The 19,282-nt window shown below is 72.4% G+C and carries 18 protein-coding genes; 9 read left to right on the top strand and 9 right to left on the bottom strand.

Annotation, left to right across the window (positions count from 1 at the left end; all coding sequences use genetic code 11):
• Positions 1-20 precede the first annotated feature (20 nt).
• Both ACZ4O3_RS31975 and ACZ4O3_RS31970 read left to right on the top strand, forming a co-directional pair.
• Positions 21-911 carry a DUF3558 domain-containing protein gene (locus ACZ4O3_RS31975; RefSeq protein WP_467725532.1) on the top strand — a complete coding sequence of 297 codons (891 nt, stop codon included), beginning with the start codon at positions 21-23 and terminating at the stop codon, positions 909-911.
• A gap of 99 nt (positions 912-1,010) precedes the next feature.
• Positions 1,011-2,336 (top strand): DUF2637 domain-containing protein, encoded by a 1,326-nt coding sequence (locus ACZ4O3_RS31970; protein ID WP_467725696.1) that lies wholly within the window; start codon positions 1,011-1,013, stop codon positions 2,334-2,336.
• Positions 2,337-2,403: 67 nt separating this feature from the next.
• Here ACZ4O3_RS31970 and lysS read toward each other — a convergent pair whose 3' ends face one another.
• Positions 2,404-4,146 (bottom strand): lysine--tRNA ligase, encoded by a 1,743-nt coding sequence (gene lysS, locus ACZ4O3_RS31965; RefSeq protein ID WP_467725530.1) that lies wholly within the window; start codon positions 4,144-4,146, stop codon positions 2,404-2,406.
• 310 nt (positions 4,147-4,456) lie between these two features.
• Between lysS and argS the strand changes: the two genes are divergently transcribed.
• Positions 4,457-6,214: an arginine--tRNA ligase gene (gene argS / locus ACZ4O3_RS31960; RefSeq protein ID WP_362726672.1), complete on the top strand. Its 1,758-nt coding sequence runs from the start codon at positions 4,457-4,459 to the stop codon at positions 6,212-6,214.
• Between the two features lie 31 nt (positions 6,215-6,245).
• On the opposite strand, the gene ACZ4O3_RS31955 is transcribed toward argS, so the two are convergent.
• A complete protein-coding gene (locus ACZ4O3_RS31955) occupies positions 6,246-6,692 on the bottom strand; it encodes a peptidoglycan-binding domain-containing protein (RefSeq protein WP_467725528.1) in 447 nt (148 codons plus the stop codon).
• Positions 6,693-6,922: 230 nt separating this feature from the next.
• Here ACZ4O3_RS31955 and ACZ4O3_RS31950 point away from each other — a divergent pair, with 230 nt between their 5' ends.
• Both ACZ4O3_RS31950 and ACZ4O3_RS31945 read left to right on the top strand, forming a co-directional pair.
• A complete protein-coding gene (locus ACZ4O3_RS31950; protein WP_385002429.1) occupies positions 6,923-7,423 on the top strand; it encodes a helix-turn-helix domain-containing protein in 501 nt (166 codons plus the stop codon).
• Between the two features lie 59 nt (positions 7,424-7,482).
• Complete coding sequence (locus ACZ4O3_RS31945) at positions 7,483-8,256, top strand: DUF4253 domain-containing protein (protein WP_362731263.1); 774 nt, start codon at positions 7,483-7,485, stop codon at positions 8,254-8,256.
• 47 nt (positions 8,257-8,303) lie between these two features.
• Here the strand turns inward: ACZ4O3_RS31945 and ACZ4O3_RS31940 are convergent, their stop codons facing one another.
• Positions 8,304-9,497 carry an aminotransferase-like domain-containing protein gene (locus tag ACZ4O3_RS31940; protein ID WP_467725526.1) on the bottom strand — a complete coding sequence of 398 codons (1,194 nt, stop codon included), beginning with the start codon at positions 9,495-9,497 and terminating at the stop codon, positions 8,304-8,306.
• Positions 9,498-9,856: 359 nt separating this feature from the next.
• Here ACZ4O3_RS31940 and ACZ4O3_RS31935 point away from each other — a divergent pair, with 359 nt between their 5' ends.
• Positions 9,857-10,057, top strand: a complete 201-nt coding sequence (locus ACZ4O3_RS31935) for a hypothetical protein (protein ID WP_467725525.1) — start codon at positions 9,857-9,859, stop codon at positions 10,055-10,057.
• Here ACZ4O3_RS31935 and ACZ4O3_RS31930 read toward each other — a convergent pair.
• Positions 10,003-11,343 carry a helix-turn-helix domain-containing protein gene (locus ACZ4O3_RS31930; RefSeq protein ID WP_467725524.1) on the bottom strand — a complete coding sequence of 447 codons (1,341 nt, stop codon included), beginning with the start codon at positions 11,341-11,343 and terminating at the stop codon, positions 10,003-10,005. The two genes, ACZ4O3_RS31935 and ACZ4O3_RS31930, sit on opposite strands and share 55 nt — an antisense overlap.
• A gap of 176 nt (positions 11,344-11,519) precedes the next feature.
• On the opposite strand from ACZ4O3_RS31930, the gene ACZ4O3_RS31925 reads away from it, so the two are divergent.
• Positions 11,520-12,242: a DUF4232 domain-containing protein gene (locus tag ACZ4O3_RS31925; RefSeq protein ID WP_467725522.1), complete on the top strand. Its 723-nt coding sequence runs from the start codon at positions 11,520-11,522 to the stop codon at positions 12,240-12,242.
• Positions 12,243-12,251: 9 nt separating this feature from the next.
• Here ACZ4O3_RS31925 and hemB read toward each other — a convergent pair whose 3' ends face one another.
• Entirely contained in the window at positions 12,252-13,244 is a 993-nt protein-coding gene (gene hemB / locus ACZ4O3_RS31920) for a porphobilinogen synthase (RefSeq protein WP_362731341.1), read from the bottom strand.
• 238 nt (positions 13,245-13,482) lie between these two features.
• Here hemB and ACZ4O3_RS31915 point away from each other — a divergent pair, with 238 nt between their 5' ends.
• On the top strand, positions 13,483-13,680 hold the full coding sequence (locus tag ACZ4O3_RS31915; protein WP_362723422.1) for a roadblock/LC7 domain-containing protein: 198 nt from the start codon (positions 13,483-13,485) through the stop codon (positions 13,678-13,680).
• Positions 13,681-13,718: 38 nt separating this feature from the next.
• Positions 13,719-13,853: a hypothetical protein gene (locus ACZ4O3_RS31910; RefSeq protein ID WP_362723425.1), complete on the top strand. Its 135-nt coding sequence runs from the start codon at positions 13,719-13,721 to the stop codon at positions 13,851-13,853.
• Positions 13,854-13,972: 119 nt separating this feature from the next.
• On the opposite strand, the gene ACZ4O3_RS31905 is transcribed toward ACZ4O3_RS31910, so the two are convergent.
• From ACZ4O3_RS31905 to ACZ4O3_RS31890, 4 genes are read right to left on the bottom strand one after another with little or no spacing between them, the layout of a single operon-like run.
• Entirely contained in the window at positions 13,973-15,679 is a 1,707-nt protein-coding gene (locus tag ACZ4O3_RS31905; protein WP_467725519.1) for a bifunctional uroporphyrinogen-III C-methyltransferase/uroporphyrinogen-III synthase, read from the bottom strand.
• Positions 15,676-16,635 carry a hydroxymethylbilane synthase gene (gene hemC, locus ACZ4O3_RS31900; RefSeq protein WP_362723430.1) on the bottom strand — a complete coding sequence of 320 codons (960 nt, stop codon included), beginning with the start codon at positions 16,633-16,635 and terminating at the stop codon, positions 15,676-15,678. The genes ACZ4O3_RS31905 and hemC overlap by 4 nt, the downstream gene beginning before the upstream one ends.
• The gene (locus tag ACZ4O3_RS31895) at positions 16,632-18,326 is read right to left on the bottom strand and encodes a glutamyl-tRNA reductase (protein ID WP_467725517.1); all 1,695 of its coding nucleotides are present in this window, start codon (positions 18,324-18,326) and stop codon (positions 16,632-16,634) included. Before ACZ4O3_RS31895 ends, hemC begins: the two co-directional genes overlap by 4 nt.
• Positions 18,323-19,078 (bottom strand): redox-sensing transcriptional repressor Rex, encoded by a 756-nt coding sequence (locus ACZ4O3_RS31890; RefSeq protein ID WP_362724210.1) that lies wholly within the window; start codon positions 19,076-19,078, stop codon positions 18,323-18,325. Before ACZ4O3_RS31890 ends, ACZ4O3_RS31895 begins: the two co-directional genes overlap by 4 nt.
• Between the last annotated feature and the right edge of the window lie 204 nt (positions 19,079-19,282).

The following is a 19,282-nucleotide window of genomic DNA, read 5'->3' as shown; positions in this document are numbered from 1 at the left end:
AACGTATGAGTGAAGGAACCATGCAGCGAGTAGCAGTCCAGCAAGACGACCGGAACGAGCGGAACGCGCAGCGACGGGCAGGGCGCCTGCGCCGCGGCCTCGTCTGCGCGGCCGCCGTCCCCGCCGTGGCGCTGTTCGCGGCGGCCTGCTCCTCCGGCTCCGACGACGCCGCGAAGGAGACGGGCGGCGGCTCCAACCCGGCCACCGCCCCCACCGACGGCGGCTCCGGCGGGGGCGCCGCCGCTTCACCCACCGTCCAGGCGGCCAAGTACCGGAAGCTGCCGGAGCCGTGTGCGGTGCTGTCGAAGAAGACCCTCACCGCACTCGTACCGAAGGGTGCGAAGTCGGGCAAGGAGGGCTCTTCGGACGATGTGGCCACGCGAGGCAGTTGCTCCTGGAGCAGCCTGGACAACAACGGCGTCAAGGGCTCCCAGTTCCGCTGGCTCAACATCTCCTTCCTCCGCTTCGACTCGGACGCGAGCCGCGGCTCCGGCGAGAAGCAGGCCGAGGCGTACTACGGGAGCCAGCTGCAGGAGGCGCAGTCCGTGACCGGCGCCAAGAACACCAAGTCGCAGCCGGTGGCCGACACCGGCGACCAGGCGACCGTGGTGCGCTACGACCTGAAGAAGAAGGAAGGCGCCTTCCGGCAGCAGACGGTCGTGGCCCGGGTCGCGAACGTGGTCGTCACCGTCGACTACAACGGTGCGGGTCTGGCGGGCGAGAAGACGCCGGACGCGGACACCCTCACGAAGTCCGCGTCGAAGGCCGCCAAGGAGGCCGTGGCCTCGGTCGCGACGGCCAACGGCTCGGCCCCCGCCCCGAGTTCACCTGCGACGACGCCCTCGAAGAAGGCCTCCACATCGCCCTCCGCGAGCGCCTCGGCCTCCAAGTCGTCAGCCAAGAAGGACTGACCGGCCACACGCGAGCCGCACTGATGTGCCACCCTGTTGCGCGCAACAACATGCAAGGGGAGGGGAGTACGGGTGGCCGCGCCAATACAGCTGACCCGGATGCACCGCGTTCTCATCGGTGTGGTCGTGACCGGCGCGATGATCATCGCCGGAATCGGCTTCGCCGGCTCGTACGCGGCCGTCCGTGAGCTGGCCATCAAGAAGGGCTTCGGGAACTTCGCCTATGTGTTCCCGATCGGCATCGACGCGGGCATCTGCGTCCTGCTCGCCCTCGACCTGCTGCTGACCTGGATCCGCATCCCCTTCCCGCTGCTGCGGCAGACGGCCTGGCTGCTGACCGTGGCGACGATCGCCTTCAACGGCGCGGCGGCCTGGCCGGACCCGCTGGGCGTGGGCATGCACGCGGTGATCCCGATCCTGTTCGTGGTCGCCGTCGAGGCCGCCCGGCACGCGATCGGCCGGATCGCGGACATCACGGCCGACAAGCACATGGAGGGCGTCCGCCTCACCCGCTGGCTGCTCTCCCCGGTGCCCACGTTCCTGCTGTGGCGCCGGATGAAGCTGTGGGAGCTGCGCTCCTACGACCAGGTCATCAAGCTGGAGCAGGAACGTCTCGTCTACCAGGCGAGACTGCGCTCCCGCTTCGGCCGGGCATGGCGCCGCAAGGCCCCGGTGGAGTCCCTGATGCCGCTGCGGCTGGCCCGCTACGGCGTCCCCCTGGCACAGACGGCCCCGGAGGGTCTGGCGGCGGCGGGCATAGACCTGCCGGCGCTCCTGCCGGCTCCGGCGCCCACGGCCGTCCCCGAGCCCGCTCCGGCGGCCGTCGCCGCTCCCGTTGCGCAGCAGTCGGCACCGGCCGGCGAGCAGCGTCCCGAGCCGGCCGCCGGCGCCGGGCAGCCCGTGGCCGCACCGGTTCCGGCGCCGGAACTCGACCCGACGCTGAACCCCTGGCTGCACGCGAGGGACCCCCAGCAGATCGAGTACCACGGCGACTACGACCCGACGTTCGAGCCGCAGTACACCGAGGAGCAGTACGCGGCCTGGCAGTACCAGCAGGAGCAGTACCAGCGCCAGCTGCTCCAGCAGCAGTACGAGCAGGAGCAGCTCCAACGGCAGTTCCCGCCGGAGCAGCAGCTCCTGCCGGAGGAGTCGGAGTCGGAGACGACGGGCAGCTTCCCCATCCCCTCCGGTCCGGGCCGCACCCGTGAGCTCGGCGAGGGCGGCGGCCCCCCGGAGCCGACCGAGGAGGACTTCTACCTGGTCTTCAAGAAGTCGATAGACGGCGGCTACCCCAGTTCGGGCCAGTTCAAGGGCGACGTGGAGGCGACCTACGGCATCACGCTCGCGCAGCGTGACGCGGAGCGCATGGTCAACCGCTTCACCAACCGCCACACGGCGGAACTGCAGGAAGACCACATCGCGTAGGCGACGCGACGGCATGACATGAGGAAGGGGCCCTCCACCGAGGAGGGCCCCTTCCGTCGTGCCGGCCTTAGGCTCCGAGCAGGGCCCGCACCCGCTCCTGCCCCACGGCGAGCAGCAGCGTGGGCAGCCTGGGCCCGGTGTCACGGCCCACCAGCAGGTGGTAGAGCAACGCGAAGAACGTCCGCTGGGCCGTCTTGATCTCCGCCGGCAGCTCCTTGGGCGTGGCGTCGGCGGGGAACCCGGCCTGCACCTTGGGCACGCCGTAGACGAGGTGCGTCAGCCCGTCCAGCGACCAGTGCTCGGCGAGGCCGTCGAGCAGCAGCCGTACGGACTGCTGGGACGCCTCGTCGAGGGACTTCAGCAGCTCGGCGTCCGGCTCGTCCCGCACGATGGTGCGCTGGTCGGCCGGTACCTGGGTGTTGATCCAGGCCTCGGCCTTGTCGTAGCGCGGCCGGGCCTCGTCCACCGACGTCAGCGGGTTGGACGGGTCCAGCTCGCTGAGGATGCGCAGCGCCTGGTCCTCGTGCCCGGCGGTGATGTCGGCGACCGACGCCAGCGTCCGGTACGGCAGCGGCCGCGCGGTCCGCGGCAGCTCACCGGCGGCCGTGCCCACCGCACGCGCGTGCGCGGCGACGTCGGCGGGCAGCGCGGCGCCCTCGGCCACCTTGGCGTCCAGCTTGTCCCACTCGTCGTAGAGCCGCTGGATCTCCTGGTCGAAGGCGATCTTGAAGGACTGGTTGGGCCGGCGGCGGGCGTAGAGCCAGCGCAGCAGCTGCGGCTCCATGATCTTCAACGCGTCGGCAGGCGTGGGCACGCCACCGCGCGAGGACGACATCTTCGCCATCCCGCTGATGCCCACGAACGCGTACATCGGTCCGATGGGCTGCTGCCCGCCGAAGATCCCGACGATCTGCCCGCCCACCTGGAAGCTCGAACCCGGCGACGAGTGGTCGACCCCGCTCGGCTCGAAGACGACGCCCTCGTACGCCCAGCGCATCGGCCAGTCGACCTTCCAGACCAGCTTGCCCCGGTTGAACTCGCTCAGCCGGACGGTCTCGGTGAAGGCGCACTCGGTGCAGACGTAGGTCAGCTCGGTGGTGTCGTCGTCGTAGGCGGTGACGGTCGTCAGGTCCTTGCCGCAGCCGCCGCAGTACGGCTTGTAGGGGAAGTAGCCGGCGGAGCCCGCGGAACCGTCGTCCTCGCTCGCCGCGCCCGAGCCCTCCGCGGCCTCCAGCTCGGCCTCGTCGACGGCCTTCTGCTGCTGCTTCTTCGCGGGGGCCTTCTTGGTCCGGTACTGGTCGAGGATCGCGTCGATGTCACCGCGGTGCTTCATGGCGTGCAGGATCTGCTCCCGGTACACCCCGGAGGTGTACTGGGCGGTCTGGCTGATCCCGTCGAACTCCACGCCCAGCTCGGCCAGCGCCTCGACCATCGCGGCCTTGAAGTGCTCGGCCCAGTTCGGGTACGCGGAGCCCTGCGGGGCGGGCACCGAGGTGAGCGGCTTGCCGATGTGCTCGGCCCAGGACCCGTCGACGCCCGCGATGCCGGCCGGCACCTTGCGGTACCGGTCGTAGTCGTCCCAGGAGACCAGGTGCCGGACCTGGTACCCGCGCCGCCGGACCTCGTCCGCGACCAGGTGCGGGGTCATGACCTCGCGCAGGTTCCCCAGGTGGATGGGTCCGGACGGGGAGAGCCCGGACGCGACGACGACCGGTTTGCCCGGGGCCCGACGCTCCGACTCCTCGATGACCTCATCCGCGAAACGGGAGACCCAGTCGGTGGTCTCGGTGCTCTGAGCCACGATCGGCACGTCCTTCTTTCTGGCACGGGGCAGCCGGTACGGTCGCACGGCTGACCGCTCCATTCTCCCAGCCGACCCCGAATCCACGAAAGCGGGTTACCGGCGCGCCCCTCGGCCCGGCGGCACGGCCGCACTCCCAGGGGCGCTGGGGGCGCCCCTGGCCGAAGGCCGGGGGCAGGAACCGCGCGACACGCCACGCCGCACCCCGCATCCGGCGACGCACACCCACCCCCGAGCTCGTGGCCGCGAAAACCCCTTTACCCCGCGTGAAATACTGGAGCCGTCTGTCAGAACCCCCGAGGAGAACGGCTCCCACCCCATGGCCCCGGTCACGTCCCTCAGCGACGCCGTGAACAAGCAGCTCACCGACGCCCTCTCGGCCACCCTGCCGGAGGCCGCCGTCGACCCGCTGCTGCGACGTAGCGACCGGGCCGACTTCCAGGCGAACGGCATCCTCGCCGCCGCCAAGAAGGCGAAGGCCAACCCCCGGGAGCTGGCGGCGCAGGTCGTCTCCCACGTCGTCACCGGCGCGGACCTGATCCAGGACGTCGAGGTCTCCGGCCCCGGCTTCCTCAACATCACCCTCTCCGACCGGGCGATCACCGAGAACCTGGCCGCGCGGTACGCGGACGGCGACCGGCTCGGCGTGGCGGCCAAGGAGCACCCGGGCGTCACGGTCATCGACTACGCCCAGCCGAACGTGGCCAAGGAGATGCACGTCGGCCACCTGCGCTCCGCGGTGATCGGCGACGCGCTGCGCGGCATGCTCGACTTCACCGGCGAGCGGACCATCGGCCGGCACCACATCGGCGACTGGGGCACCCAGTTCGGCATGCTCATCCAGTACCTGATCGAGAACCCGGACCAGCTGTCCACGGAGACCGACACGGACGGCGAGCAGGCCATGTCGAACCTGAACCGGGTCTACAAGGCCTCCCGGGCGGTCTTCGACGCGGACGAGGACTTCAAGGAGCGGGCCCGCAAGCGGGTGGTCGCCCTGCAGTCCGGCGACAAGGAGACCCTCGACCTGTGGCAGCGGTTCGTGGACGAGTCGAAGGTCTACTTCTACTCGGTCTTCGAGAAGCTCGACATGGAGATCCGGGACGACGAGATCGTCGGCGAGTCGGCGTACAACGACGGCATGCCCGAGACCGCCCGGATCCTGGAGGAGACGGGCGTCGCGGTCCGTTCCGAGGGCGCGCTCGTCGTCTTCTTCGACGAGATCCGGGGCAAGGACGACCAGCCGGTCCCGCTGATCGTGCAGAAGGCCGACGGCGGGTTCGGCTACGCGGCCTCCGACCTGACGGCGATCCGCAACAGGGTCACCGGCCTGCACGCCACCTCGCTGCTCTACGTCGTGGACGTCCGTCAGTCGCTGCACTTCAAGATGGTGTTCGAGACGGCCCGGCGGGCGGGCTGGCTCACCGACGACGTCACCGCGCACAACATGGGCTACGGCACGGTGCTGGGTGCGGACGGCAAGCCCTTCAAGACGCGTGCGGGCGAGACCGTACGGCTGGAGGACCTGCTGGACGAGGCGGTGCAGCGGGCCGCCGAGGTGGTCCGGGAGAAGGCGCGGGACCTCACCGAGGCCGAGATCCAGGAGCGGGCGGCCCAGGTCGGCATCGGTGCCGTGAAGTACGCGGACCTGTCGACGTCGCCCAACCGGGACTACAAGTTCGACCTGGACCAGATGGTCTCGCTCAACGGCGACACCTCCGTCTACCTCCAGTACGCGTACGCCCGGATCCAGTCCATCCTGCGCAAGGCCGGGGAGGTCCGGCCCGCCGCCCACCCCGAGCTGGAACTGCACGCGGCGGAGCGGGCGCTGGGCCTGCACCTGGACGTGTTCGGCGGCACGGTCTTCGAGGCCGCCGCGGAGTACGCCCCGCACAAGCTGGCCGCGTACCTGTACCAACTCGCCTCTCTCTACACGTCGTTCTACGACAAGTGCCCGGTCCTGAAGGCCGACACCCCCGCCCAGGTGGAGAACCGTCTCCTCCTGTGCGACATGACGGCCCGCACCCTTCACCAGGGCATGGCCCTGCTGGGCATCCGGACGCCCGAGCGGCTCTGAGGCCCGAAGCCGCCCGGACCGTCCGGGCGGCTCAGCAGTAGGCGTTGAAGTCCCAGAACGCGGCCCTGGTCGCCGGTCCCGCGACACCGTCGACGTCGAGGTTGTAGCCGTACTGGTTCAGGTAGCCCTGCAGCGCCCTGATCGTGTTCGGTCCGACGACCCCGTCGACGGTGCCGGCGCCCAGGCCCTGGTCGTTGAACATCCGCTGGGCCGCCTTCCAGCTGCTGGTGCCCAGCTGTCCGTCGATCGCGCCGGGGTTGTAGCCCCACCGCGCCATCCAGCACTGCCAGTTCGCGGCGTGCGCGGTGTCCAGGCCGAGGTTGTTCACGGCCTGGATGCCGGCGGTCCGGGCACTCACCGCGGTCCTGGCCGACTGCGGGGCGGCGTAACCCGTGCCGGCGGCCGCCAGGCCGCCGGCGGCGAGCCCCGCCACGGCGACGGCACCGACCAGGGTCCTGGCCAGAAGGTTCGATCGCATGCGTTCCTCTTTCCGGTCGTGAGAACAGATCGATCCGAGCGTGCGGGCCGGAGCGCGGCACAGGCCACGGCTCCCCCACAGGTGACGGCCGGACGGGACACCGCATGCGCCGGCCTGCGCATACGCCGGGCGTGTCGGCGACACGCCGGTACGGCGGAACGGGAACCGCCCCGGTCATACGGGATGCGGCCCCGCGGCGTCCTTCGGGTGGGGACGACGATCGGGGGACCATGTCGCGTCACCGGAAGGCGCTGCCTGCCGAGCTGGAGCCGTGTTCACGGCAGTTGATCGTGCGGCTGCGGCGGCTGAAGGAGCACAGCGGGCTGAGTCTGCACCGGCTGGCGTCGCACACCGGGTACAGCCCGAAGTCCTGGGAGCGCTATCTGGCCGGCCGTTCACTGCCGCCCCCGGAGGCGGTGGCGGCGCTGGCCCGGCTCGGCGGCGGCGATCCGGTGGGACTGCTCGCCCTGCACGAGGTCGCGGCCCGGGGCGGCGGCACGGAGGCGGTGCCCGCCGCCCTGCGCGCGGTACGGGACCGCACCGGGCTGAGCCTGGCGGGGCTGGCGGCGAGAACGACGTTCAGCAAGTCGTCCTGGCAGCGCTATCTGGGCGGCCGCACCCTGCCGCCGCGCGCGGCCGTGGAACAGCTCTGCGCCCTGGCGGGTGAACCGGCCGGACGCTGCCTGGCGTTGCGGGAGGTGGTGGCGGCGCAGGGACTCGGCGGGGAGTGACGGGATCGCTTCCCAGGGGCGCAACCGCCGTTGTCAGTGGGCGCCCTTACAGTCTGTCCATGGCGACTCTTCCCAACCCGCTGCCCAAGCTGGCGACCGACCCGAGCGGCCGGTCCCTGGGGCTCCAACTCCCGCCCGGGACACTGCTGGACGAGACCCTGGACGGCCCGTGGCACCAGCCGCTGCTGTGGTACGCGGGCCAGCCCGCCGGTCCCGGGACGTGGACGGCGCTGGGCGCGCCGGCCGGCCGGGCGGGGCTGCTGCCGGTGCTGATCGACGTCTCCGAGGTGGACGACTGGGAGTTCGCGCCCGAGGAGACGTCGTACCCCGGGGACCACGACGCCGACGAGGTGCTGGAGGACTACTGGGAGGAGGACCCGCCGGACGGCGAGGAGTGGCCGGGGCTCGCCCCCGCCCCGGCGCTGGTCGCCGACCCGGACCTGCGGGCCGCCGACGTCGCCGACGTGCTCAGCCAGGGGCGGCCCTGGCTGAAGGAGCCGCACCTGGCGCTGGTGTCGGCCCGGCGCAGCGCGGACATACCGGCGGCCATCGGCTGGAGCGGGCCGGTGAACCACGAGGAGGACGTGGCCCGGCTGTGCGCGGTGCTGCGCTCCTGGGAGGACCGCTTCGGAATCCGGGTGGTGGCCCTCGGCCTGGACCATCTCGCCGTCTCCGTGGCCGCCCCGCCCGCGGACCTCGACGAGGCGGCGGCGGTGGCCGCCGAGCACTTCGCGTTCTGCCCGTACAGCGTGCTGCCGGGCGCCGACGACACCCTCTCGTCGTACGCCGGACAACTGGTGGGCGAGCGGCTGTGGCACTTCTGGTGGGACTGAGCCGGGGGACTGAGCCGGGGGGGCTGAGCCGGGGGGGCCGGCACGCCTCAGGTGCTGAGCCCCGCGGCCAGCCTGCGCAGCCCCTCCCCGATCTCCTCGGGTGTCTGGGTCACGAAGCACAGGCGCAGGGTGGTGCGGTCGGGGCGGGCGGCGTAGAAGGGCTCACCGGGGACGTAGGCGACGTCGTGCTCCACCACCCGGCGCAGCAGGGCGGTGGTGTCGTACGGCTCCGGGAGCCGGGCCCACAGGAACATGCCGCCCTCGGGCCGGTTCCAGGTGGAGCCGGCCGGCAGGGCGTCGGCGAGGCCGGCCAGCATGGCGTCCCGCCGGGCGCCGTACACGGCACGCACGGTGGCGACATGACGGTCCAGCACGTCCAGGTACCGCGCGGCGGCGAGCTGGTTGAGGGTCGGGGTGTGCAGGTCGGCCGCCTGTTTGGCGACCGCGCAGGCACGGCGCAGTGTGCCGGGGGCGCGGAGCCAGCCCAGGCGCAGGCCGGGGGCCATCACCTTGGAGAAGGAGCCGAGCAGGACCGTGCGGTCCGCGGCGCCGGGGAAGGACGCGATCCAGGAGACGCGGTCGCCTTCGTAGCGGAGTTCGCCGTAGGGGTCGTCCTCGACGATCCACAGACCGTGCCGGGCGGCGGTGGTGGCCAGGGCGGCGCGGCGGGCGGCGGGCATGGTGCGGCCGGTGGGGTTCTGGAAGGTGGGGACGAGATAGAGGAGCTTGGGCCGCTCGGCGCGGATCAGTTCCTCCAGGGCGGCCGGATCGACGCCGTCCGCATCGCAGGGGACCGGCAGGATCCGGGCCCCGGCCAGCCCGAAGACCTGAAGTGCCGCCAGATAGCAGGGACTTTCGACGAGGACCGTGTCGCCGGGGTCTGTCAGCGCGCTCGCCAGGAGGGACAGTGCCTGCTGCGAGCCGGTGGTGACGAGCAGGTCGTCGGGGTCGGTGGGCAGGCCCTGTGCGGTGACGCGCGCCGCCACTGCGGATCTCAGAGCCGGTTCGCCCTCCGTGGTCGAGTACTGCAACGCCCGCTCCGGCGACTCCTCCAGCACCGCCCGGAAGGCGGCCGCGATGCCCTCCCGGTCGAAGAGTTCGGGGGCCGGCAGCCCGCCCGCGAAATTGATCACCTCGGGACGGGCGGTCACCGCGAGGATCTCCCGAACCGGCGAACCGCCGACGGTACGGGCACGGGCCGCGAGCGGTGGCAGGGCGGCTGGGGCACGGGTGACGGACATGGACGGCTCCTCCGGCTGATCCTCGTCTTGGCCGGAGCCTAGAGAGGTGGATGCTGTCTACACCTGTGATTCCGCGATACGGACGAACGGCGCCCGGCAGCCCGTTCCGGTCACCCGGGCGTCCCGTCCCGGCATCCCACGAGATGGGATCCGCGCACGTCACAGCCGTGGACCGGGCTCACACGTCCCGAATCGTCCAGGAGGTCTGGCGTGGGGACGCCCCGCCCCACAGGCTGAGGGCACCTCGCGATCGGCGGCCGCGCCGGCCATGCCGATCACGCCCGCCATGCCGATCACGCCCGCCGTGCCGGGCACGCCCGCCGTGCCGAACACGCAGACGACGTCGAAGGAGCCCTCGCATGTCCGCCAAGCACCCCGCCCCGGCCGCCGGCCACCGCCGTCTCCTGGCGGCGGCAGCCCTGGCGCTGGTCGCCGCGGCCGCCCTCGGCGGCTGCCGGGACGGCGAGGGCGTACGCGACGAAGGCCCCTCCGCCGCGTCGATGCCTCACCCCGCCGACGACGCGGACCGCCAGGCCTCGCCGCCCAGCGGGAACTCGTAGGCCGGACGCGCGTTGTTCCCGCTCGTGCGGAACGGCCGCCCCTTGTCGTCGATCCGCAGCGTCCCGTGCCGCGACCCGCTGGACCAGGACAGCTCCAGGTACCAGCCCACGGAGTACGCCGAGGCGTCGGCCCTGATGTAGAACACCTCGGGGTCCGAGTCGCTGACCTTGAAGGGGAAGTCCCGGTGCCCGGCCTCCGGCACGACCGCCGGCCGCATCGCGTCCAGGGCGACGGTGAAGGAGCGGGTGGGCACGTTCCCGCCGCAGCCGACGCCCGGGTATCCCATCGCGTAGTCGTTCCAGGCGAGCGGCGAACTCCGCTCCGCCGTACGGACCGTGAGCCCCTCCAGCACCACGGACCGCGCGCCGGTACCCTGCACGGTCAGCGTGACGTACTGCTCCCCCGAGGAGACCGCCTGGTGCGCGGTCACCCACGCGGTCGCGTCGGTCTCCAGCGGTGGCGGTGCCACGTCGGCCGGGCCCCGGTCGATCAGGTAGTGCTGGGAGCAGGGGCTCTCCCAGCTGTAGGGCTGGGTGTTGACGGTCAGTGGGGGCGCGGCCGTGCCGCCGTCCGCGGTGGCCGTGGAACCTGACGAGGCGGTGGCCCCGGCCGGACCGGCGGCCGGTGCCGAGGTCGGGGCGGAGGACGACGGCGAGGCCGCGGACGAACGAGGTGTCGGCGCCGTCGAGGAGCGCCCCGTGCGGTGCGGAGCGGCACCGGCGACGGTGGCGGCGCCCGCGGACCCCGTGTCCCTCTCGTCCGTCCCGCCGGAAGGGAGCTGAACGGCGAGGGCCGCGGCGCCGAGCAGCACGACGACCGCGACCCCGGCCAGGACGGCGGGCCGCGGGACACGGCGTCCGCGCCGCCCGGCGGCCCCGGGTCCGACCACCACCTCCGGCACCGGCATGGCATCAGCGCCGGGCTCGGACCCGGGCTCGGGCGCCGGCTCCTCGGGCTTCCCGGGCTCTTCGGGCTCTTCGGGCTCTTCGGGCTGCCCGCGCTTCCCCGCCTTGGCCGGGGCGTCCGCCTTCCGCCCCCGCCCCGCATCCGCCAGCACCCACCGCCGGTGCAGTTCGACGAGCTCCGCCGGACCGGCCTTGCAGAGCCGGGCGAGGCGTTCCACGGGCGCGTAGTCCGCCGGTACGGCATCCCCGTTGCAGTAGCGGTGCAGGGTCGAGGTGCTCATGTGCAGCCGCTTGGCGAGCGTGCCGTAACTCAGTCCCGAGCGGTCCTTCAACTCCCGCAACAGCTCCGCGAAGTCGCTTCCCGCAGCGCCGTCCGACACGGTTCCTCCGTCCCCCGCACCCCCGTCCCGCGTTCCAGGAAAGGGATGTTCTCCCAGTTCAGAGCCGGTGCGGCCGTTCCAGCGTCCCTGATCGTCCGGCAACTGTGGCGGACGGGACGCAGTGGCCCACAGGCTGTGGCCATCCAAGCACGCCACCACTCGAAAGAGGATTCGACATGCGTACCGCCCGCCGTGTCCGCCTGCTCGCCGCCGCCGGTGCCGCCGTCGCCGCCCTCGCCCTCACGGCCTGTGACAACGGCACGGGCACGCGGGACGAGGGAGCGTCCCGCCCGCCGACCACCACGTCGACGCAGACGACGGCGACGACAGCCACGCCGAAGCCCTCGGAGACCGCCGACGGCGGCACCGGCGCGGGTACGGGAACCGGCACCGGCACCGGCACCGGTGGGTCCACGTCCGCACCCGTGGGCGACACGGCCACGAAGAAGCCGAGCGGCGGCAGCGGCTCCGCCCAGGTCCTGTGCGACGGCTCCGACACCGCCGTCACCGTCCAGCCGCTCTCCCGCCCCCTGAACCACATGCTGATCACGGTCAGGAACACCGGCAGCAGGACCTGCTGCCTGACCTACTACCCCGTGCTCCGCTTCGACGAGATGCAGTGGGTGCCGCAGCCCGCCGAGGAGACCCACCCACAGGCGGTCACCACCCTGGCCCCGGGCGAGTCCGGGTACGCGGGCGTGCTGCTGTCCGCCGCCGACGGCAGCGGCGACGGCGGTACGACCGGACGCAGGCTGGCCGTGGCCTTCCAGGGCATGACGCCCCACAGCAGCGGCGGTGCCCCGGCGACACCGTCGCTGCCGGCGAAGGGCGTGTACTACGACAGCTCGCTGCGGGTGACCTACTGGCAGCAGGACCGGAACGACGCCCTCGACTGGTGATCCGGAGACTCAGCCGAGCATCCGGGCGGCCTCCACGGCCCAGTAGGTGAGGATGTTCTGGGCACCGGCCCGCTTGATGCCGGTCAGGGTCTCCAGGATGGCCCGGTCCCGGTCGATCCAGCCCTTCTCGGCGGCGGCCTCGATCATCGAGTACTCGCCGGAGATCTGGTAGGCGGCGACCGGCACGTCGACGGCGTCGGCGACCCGGGCGAGGATGTCGAGGTAGGGTCCGGCCGGCTTGACCATCACCATGTCGGCCCCCTCCTCCAGGTCCAGGGCCAGCTCCCGCAGGGACTCCCGCGCGTTGGCCGGGTCCTGCTGGTAGGTCTTGCGGTCTCCCTGCAGCGAGGACCCGACGGCCTCCCGGAAGGGCCCGTAGAAGGCGGAGGCGTACTTCGCGGTGTAGGCGAGGACGGCGACGTCCTCCCGCCCGATCTGGTCGAGGGCGTCGCGGACGACGCCGATCTGCCCGTCCATCATCCCGCTGGGCCCGACCACATGGGCGCCCGCGTCGGCCTGCACCTGGGCCATCTCGGCGTACCGCTCCAGGGTGGCGTCGTTGTCGACGCGTCCCTCGGCGTCCAGCACCCCGCAGTGTCCGTGGTCGGTCGTCTCGTCGAGGCAGAGGTCGGACATCACGAGCAGGTCGTCGCCGACCTCCGCCCGTACGTCCCGCAGCGCGACCTGGAGAATGCCGTCCGGGTCGGTGCCGGGCGTACCGAGGGCGTCCTTCTTGCCCTCCTCCGGCACCCCGAACAGCATGATCGCGGAGATGCCCGCCTCGACGGCCTCCAGGGCCGCCTTCTTCAGGGTGTCCCGGGTGTGCTGGACGACGCCGGGCATGCTGGCGATCGGCACCGGTTCGGTGACGCCCTCGCGCACGAACGCCGGGAGGATGAAGTCCGCGGGATGCAGCCGGGTCTCGGCGACCATGCGGCGCATGACGGGGGTGGTCCGCAGCCGCCGCGGCCGCGTGCCGGGGAAGGAGCCGTACTTCGTCATGCCGCCTACGCTACGCCCGCGACCCGGGCGCGCTTGCCGACGCGGCGTCGGCGCTCCGGCCCGGCGCGGGCCGGAGCGTCCGGTGGCGTCCTCGGAGGTCAGACCTCCAGTTCGCTCTCCAGCCCCTTGAGCTTGTGGCGGGCCAGGGCGAGGTTGCCGCGGGTCCGGTCCAGCGCGAGGGGGGGGACGGATGCCCACGCACCGCCCGCACGACAGGACAGGACAGGAAGAAGTCACCATGAACGACTCCGTGCATGACATCCTCGTCTCGTTGCGCGACCGGGTGATGGGCGTCTCCGGAACCACCCTGGCCACCGTCGACGGCCTGGTGGTCGCGAGCGACGCCGACCGGACCCACCCCGAGTCCATGGCCGCCCTCGCGGCGGCCGCCATCTCCCTCGGCCACCGCCTGGCCGAACAGGGCAGCGCCGGCTGACCGTCCAGTGCAGCTCGGGCCACGTCATCGTGACCGCGGTGGGCACCCGGGCCCTGCTGGCCGTGGTCGCCGACGAGGGCCTGGACGGCCCGGCCTTCGACCAGGAGATCCCGACGGTGATCGAGGACCTGAAGAAGGTCCTGGACCACGACCGATGCCCCGGTCAGCCATAGCGCCCGGCAGGGGCGCGAGGTACCGCGCGACAGGCCCCCGCCGGCCCGCAGATCTCCACCGGCTCGAAAAGGCGAAGGGGGCCTGAGGGGCGCAGCCCCCAGGCCCCTCGCGGCCTACCTCACGTAGTGCTGCGGCGCCGCCGCGCCCCCGGCCGCCGCTCACTGGGCCGGGTCACCGGATCGCCGGCCTCCAGCGCGGCCGCACGCCGCCGCAGCCCGAACTCCGCCAGCGCCTCCGCCAGCTTGCCGGCCGACGGCTCCGGAGCCATCACGTCCACCCGCAGCCCGTGCTCCTCGGCCGTCTTGGCCGTGGCCGGGCCGATGCACGCGATAACGGTCACGTTGTGCGGCTTGCCCGCGATGCCGACCAGGTTCCGCACTGTGGACGACGACGTGAAGAGCACCGCGTCGAAGCCGCCGCCCTTGATCGCCTCGCGGGTGTCGGCCGGCGGCGGCGACGCCCGCACGGTCCGGTAGGCCGTGACGTCGTCCACCTCCCAGCCCAGCTCGATCAGCCCGGCGACCAGCGTCTCCGTGGCGATGTCGGCGCGCGGCAGGAACACCCGGTCGATCGGGTCGAAGACCGGGTCGTAGGGCGGCCAGTCCTCAAGGAGTCCGGCGGCGGACTGCTCGCCCGAGGGCACCAGGTCCGGCTTCACGCCGAAGGCGACCAGGGCCTTCGCGGTCTGCTCGCCGACCGCCGCGACCTTGATGCCGGCGAAGGCGCGTGCGTCGAGCCCGTACTCCTCGAACTTCTCCCGTACGGCCTTGACCGCGTTCACCGAGGTGAAGGCGATCCACTCGTACCGGCCGGTGACCAGGCCCTTGACCGCGCGCTCCATCTGCTGGGGCGTGCGCGGCGGCTCGACGGCGATGGTCGGCACCTCGTGCGGCACGGCGCCGTACGAGCGCAGTTGGTCGGAGAGGGTCGCCGCCTGCTCCTTCGTCCGTGGCACGAGCACCTTCCAGCCGAACAGCGGCTTGGACTCGAACCACGACAACTGGTCGCGCTGGGCGGCGGAGGACCGCTCACCGACCACGGCTATCACCGGCCGGCCGCCCTCCGGGGAGGGCAGCGCCTTCGCCTGCTTCAGGGTCTGGGCGACCGTGCCGAGGGTGGCGGTCCAGGTCCGCTGCCGGGTGGTGGTGCCGGCGACGGTGACCGTCATCGGGGTGTCCGGCTTGCGGCCGGCGGCGACCAGTTCCCCGGCGGCCGCGGCCACCGAGTCGAGGGTCGTCGACACCACGACCGTGCCGTCGGAGGCACCGACCTCGGTCCAGCACCGGTCGGAGGCGGTACGGGCGTCGACGAAACGCACGTCCGCACCCTGCGCGTCCCGCAGCGGTACGCCGGCGTAGGCGGGCACGCCGACCGCCGTCGCGACACCCGGGACGACCTCGAAGGGCACACCGGCGGCGGCGCAGGCGAGCATTTCCTCGGTCGCGTACGTATCAAGTCCCGGGTCCCCGGACACCGCACGGACGACCCGCCTGCCGCCCCGCGCGGCCTCCATGACAAGATGAGCGGCATCCCGCGCGGGCGGGAGCGCGGCGGTTGTTGACGCTCCGTCAACAACCTTGAGTTGAGGCGTGCCTGTGCCCTGATACGGGTCCGCCGAGGAACCCGGATTCATGGGTACGACGGAGACGCCCTGCCTGGCGTGGGCTCTGATCACGTCGAGCACCTCGTGCTCGGCGACCAGGACGTCCGCGCTGGACAGTGCCTCCACGGCACGCAAGGTCAGCAGCCCCGGATCCCCGGGTCCGGCACCCAGGAAGGTGACGTGCCCGTGTTCAAGGCCGGCGGGAAGGTTGGTGGGGCTCACTGTGCTCGCTCCCCCATCAGACCGGCCGCGCCCTGGGCAAGCATCTCGATGGCGAGTTCGCGACCGAGCGCCGTCGCCTGGTCGATTGTCTCGGGCACGGGACCGGTGGTGGACATCTGCACCATCCGTGTGCCGTCGGTCGTACCGACGACGCCACGCAGGCGCATTTCCTTGACAGTCTGCCCGTCGGCCAGAAGGTCGGCCAGCGCGCCCACAGGGGCGGAGCAGCCGGCCTCCAGGGCGGCGAGCAGTGATCGCTCGGCGGTCACGGCGACCCGCGTGAACGGGTCGTCGAGTTCCCCGAGCGCGGCGATCAGCGACGCGTTGTCCGCGGCGCATTCGACCGCCAGTGCCCCCTGGCCGGGGGCGGGCAGAACCGTGTCGACCGACAGGAAGTCGGTCACCTCGTCGAGCCGGCCGATGCGGCTGAGTCCGGCCGCGGCCAGCACCACCGCGTCCAGCTCGCCGTCGTATATGTATCCGATCCGCGTGTCGACGTTGCCGCGGACCGGGACGGTCTCGACGTCGAGCCCGTGGGTGCGCGCGTACGCGTTCAGTTGCGCCGCCCGGCGTGGCGAACCGGTGCCGATGCGGGCCCCGCGGGGCAGGTCGGTGAACTTCAGCGCGTCCCGGGCGACGATCACGTCACGCGGGTCCTCGCGTACCGGTACGGCGGCCAGGACCAGGTTCTCGGGCTGCGTGGTCGGCAGGTCCTTCAGCGAGTGAACCGCGAAGTCGACCTCCCCGCGCAGCAGCGCGTCCCGCAGGGCGGTCACGAAGACCCCCGTGCCGCCGATCTGTGCGAGGTGCTCGCGGGAGGTGTCACCGTAGGTGGTGATCTCGACGAGCTCGACGGGCCGTCCGGTCACCCGGCCCACGGCTTCCGCCACCTGCCCGGACTGGGCCATGGCGAGTCTGGATCGCCTGGTCCCCAGTCTCAGTGGGTTGTCACTCATGCCGGTCGGTCCTTCTTGTCTGTGCTTTCCACGGCCCGGGAGACGGCAGCCACCGTCTCGGGGTCGAGGTCGAACAGGGTCCGCAGCGCGTCCGCGTACCCGGCGCCGCCGGGCTCGGCCGCGAGCTGCTTGACCCGTACGGTCGGCGCGTGCAGGAGCTTGTCGACGACCCGGTGCACGGCTTGGCGGATCTCCCCGCGCTGCCGTTCGTCCAGGCCGGGCAGGCGTCCGTCGAGCCGCGCGATCTCACCGGCCACCACGTCGGCGGCCATGGTGCGCAGCGCGACCACGGTCGGCGTGATGTGCGCGGCTCGCTGTGCCGCCCCGAAGGCGGTCACCTCGTCGGCGACGATCTCCCGCACCTGGTCCACGTCGGCCGCCATGGGGGCGTCCGCGGACGCTCCCGCCAGCGACTCGATGTCCACCAGCCGCACCCCGGCCAGCCGGTGCGCGGCCGCGTCGATGTCGCGGGGCATGGCGAGGTCGAGGAGGAACAGCTCGGGGGCGGGCCGGTCGAAGCCGGCGACCGGCTCGGGCCTGCGCAGCTCGGGAATGCGTCCCACCCGGGCGACGGCCGCGGCGAGCGCGCCGATCAGCTCCGCGTCGGTCTCGGGGGTACGGCGCCCGGCCTCCCGGATGTCGACGGTGGCGTTGTCCACCCAGGCCGCGTGCTGCTCCAGCTCGGCGGCGGCCATCCCGGCGACGGCGGCCTCGCCCATCACGGAGAAGCCGCTCTGCTCGGCGGTGAGGTCGAGCGGGCAGTTCTCGTCGTTGCCGGGGCCGGCGGCGGCCGGCTTGGGGGCGCCCTGCGCCGGCCGGTCGTCCGCGATCTCGGCGACCGGCGCGCCGGTCCGTCCCTCGACCGCCGCGGCGACCGCCTCGGCCGTCAGCACCAGACCGGTCGCCCCCGTGCAGGAGACGACCACGTCGGCACGTGTCAGCTCGGCCGGCACCGCGCCCATCGGTACCGCGCGGGCCACCACGTCCGTGTCGCCGCTCTCGTTCAGGATCTGGGCCAGGCGCGCGGCGCGGTCGTACGTCCGGTTCGCCACGACGATCTCCGCGACGCCGGCCCGGGCCAGCGTGGCGGCGGCCAGCGAGGACATCGAACCGGCGCCGATGACCAGCGCCTTGCGGCCCTTGGCCCAGGTCTCGACGTCGCTGCCGGCGGCCAGCTGTGCCAGGCCGAAGGTGACCAGCGACTGTCCGGCCCGGTCGATGCCGGTCTCGGAGTGGGCGCGCTTGCCGACCCTGAGCCCCTGCTGGAAGAGGTCGTTCATCAGCCGGCCGGCGCTGTGCAGGTCCTGCGCCAGGGCGAGCGAGTCCTTGATCTGCCCGAGGATCTGGCCCTCGCCCACGACCATCGAGTCCAGGCCGCAGGCCACCGAGAACAGATGGTGGACGGCCCGGTCCTCGTAGTGCACGTAGAGATAAGGGGTGAGCTCGTCGAGACCGACCCCGCTGTGCTGGGCGAGCAGCGTGGACAGCTCGGCGACTCCGGCGTGGAACTTGTCCACGTCGGCGTAGAGCTCGATGCGGTTGCAGGTGGCGAGCACCGCGGCCTCGGCCGCCGGTTCGGCGGCGACCGTGTCCTGGACCAGCTTGACCTGGGCGTCCGTGGTGAGCGCGGCCCGTTCCAGGACGCTGACCGGCGCGCTGCGGTGGCTCAGCCCGACGACGAGGAGACTCATGCCGGCATCACGGCGGGTACGTCCCCGTCGGGTCCCTGCTCGGTGGACTCCTGGTGGGCGACGGCGGGCGCAGCGGTCGCCTCGTGTTCCTCGCCGGCCTTGCGCTGCTCGTGGAAGGCGAGGATCTGCAGCTCGATGGAGAGGTCGACCTTGCGCACGTCGACGCCGTCCGGGACGGTCAGCACGGTCGGCGCGAAGTTGAGGATGGAGGTGACACCGGCGGCCACGAGCCGGTCGCAGACCGGCTGGGCGGCACCCGCGGGCGTGGCGATGACCCCGATCGACACACCGTTGTCGGTGATGATCTTCTCCAGGTCGTCCGTGTGCTGCACCGGAATGCCCGCGACCGGCTTTCCGGCCATCGCCGGGTCGGCGTCGATGAGGGCCGCGACCCGGAAGCCACGGGAGGCGAAGCCGCCGTAGTTGGCCAGGGCGGCGCCGAGGTTGCCGATACCGACGATCACGACCGGCCAGTCCTGGGTCAGGCCCAGCTCACGGGAGATCTGGTAGACGAGGTACTCGACGTCGTAGCCGACACCGCGCGTTCCGTACGAACCCAGGTAGGAGAAGTCCTTGCGCAGCTTCGCGGAGTTGACCCCCGCGGCGGCCGCCAGCTCCTCGGAGGAGACCGTGGGCACCGAGCGTTCCGACAGTGCGGTCAGCGCCCGGAGGTACAGCGGAAGCCTGGCGACGGTGGCCTCGGGGATCCCTCGGCTGCGAGTCGCCGGTCGGTGAGTTCGGCCAGTTGCCACGGTGCTCCTGCGGGTAGAGCGGGGCTGCGGACGGTCACACGTTCCCAGACCGCCCCGTCGACAGCAGGCTATGTCTTTGTGAACGCGTGCACAAAGATGGTGTCCGATTTGCCCGGCCAACGTGACCGGGGTCACGCGCCCCCGGCGCGGTGACGGGGAACCGGCGCAGAGGTGGTCGCGCTCCATCTCGATTGGGGGCAAAAC

This window comes from Streptomyces sp. NPDC026515 (genome assembly GCF_055567595.1).
Note: the sequence above shows the minus strand (reverse complement) of the source record. Positions and strands in the feature narration are given on the sequence as shown.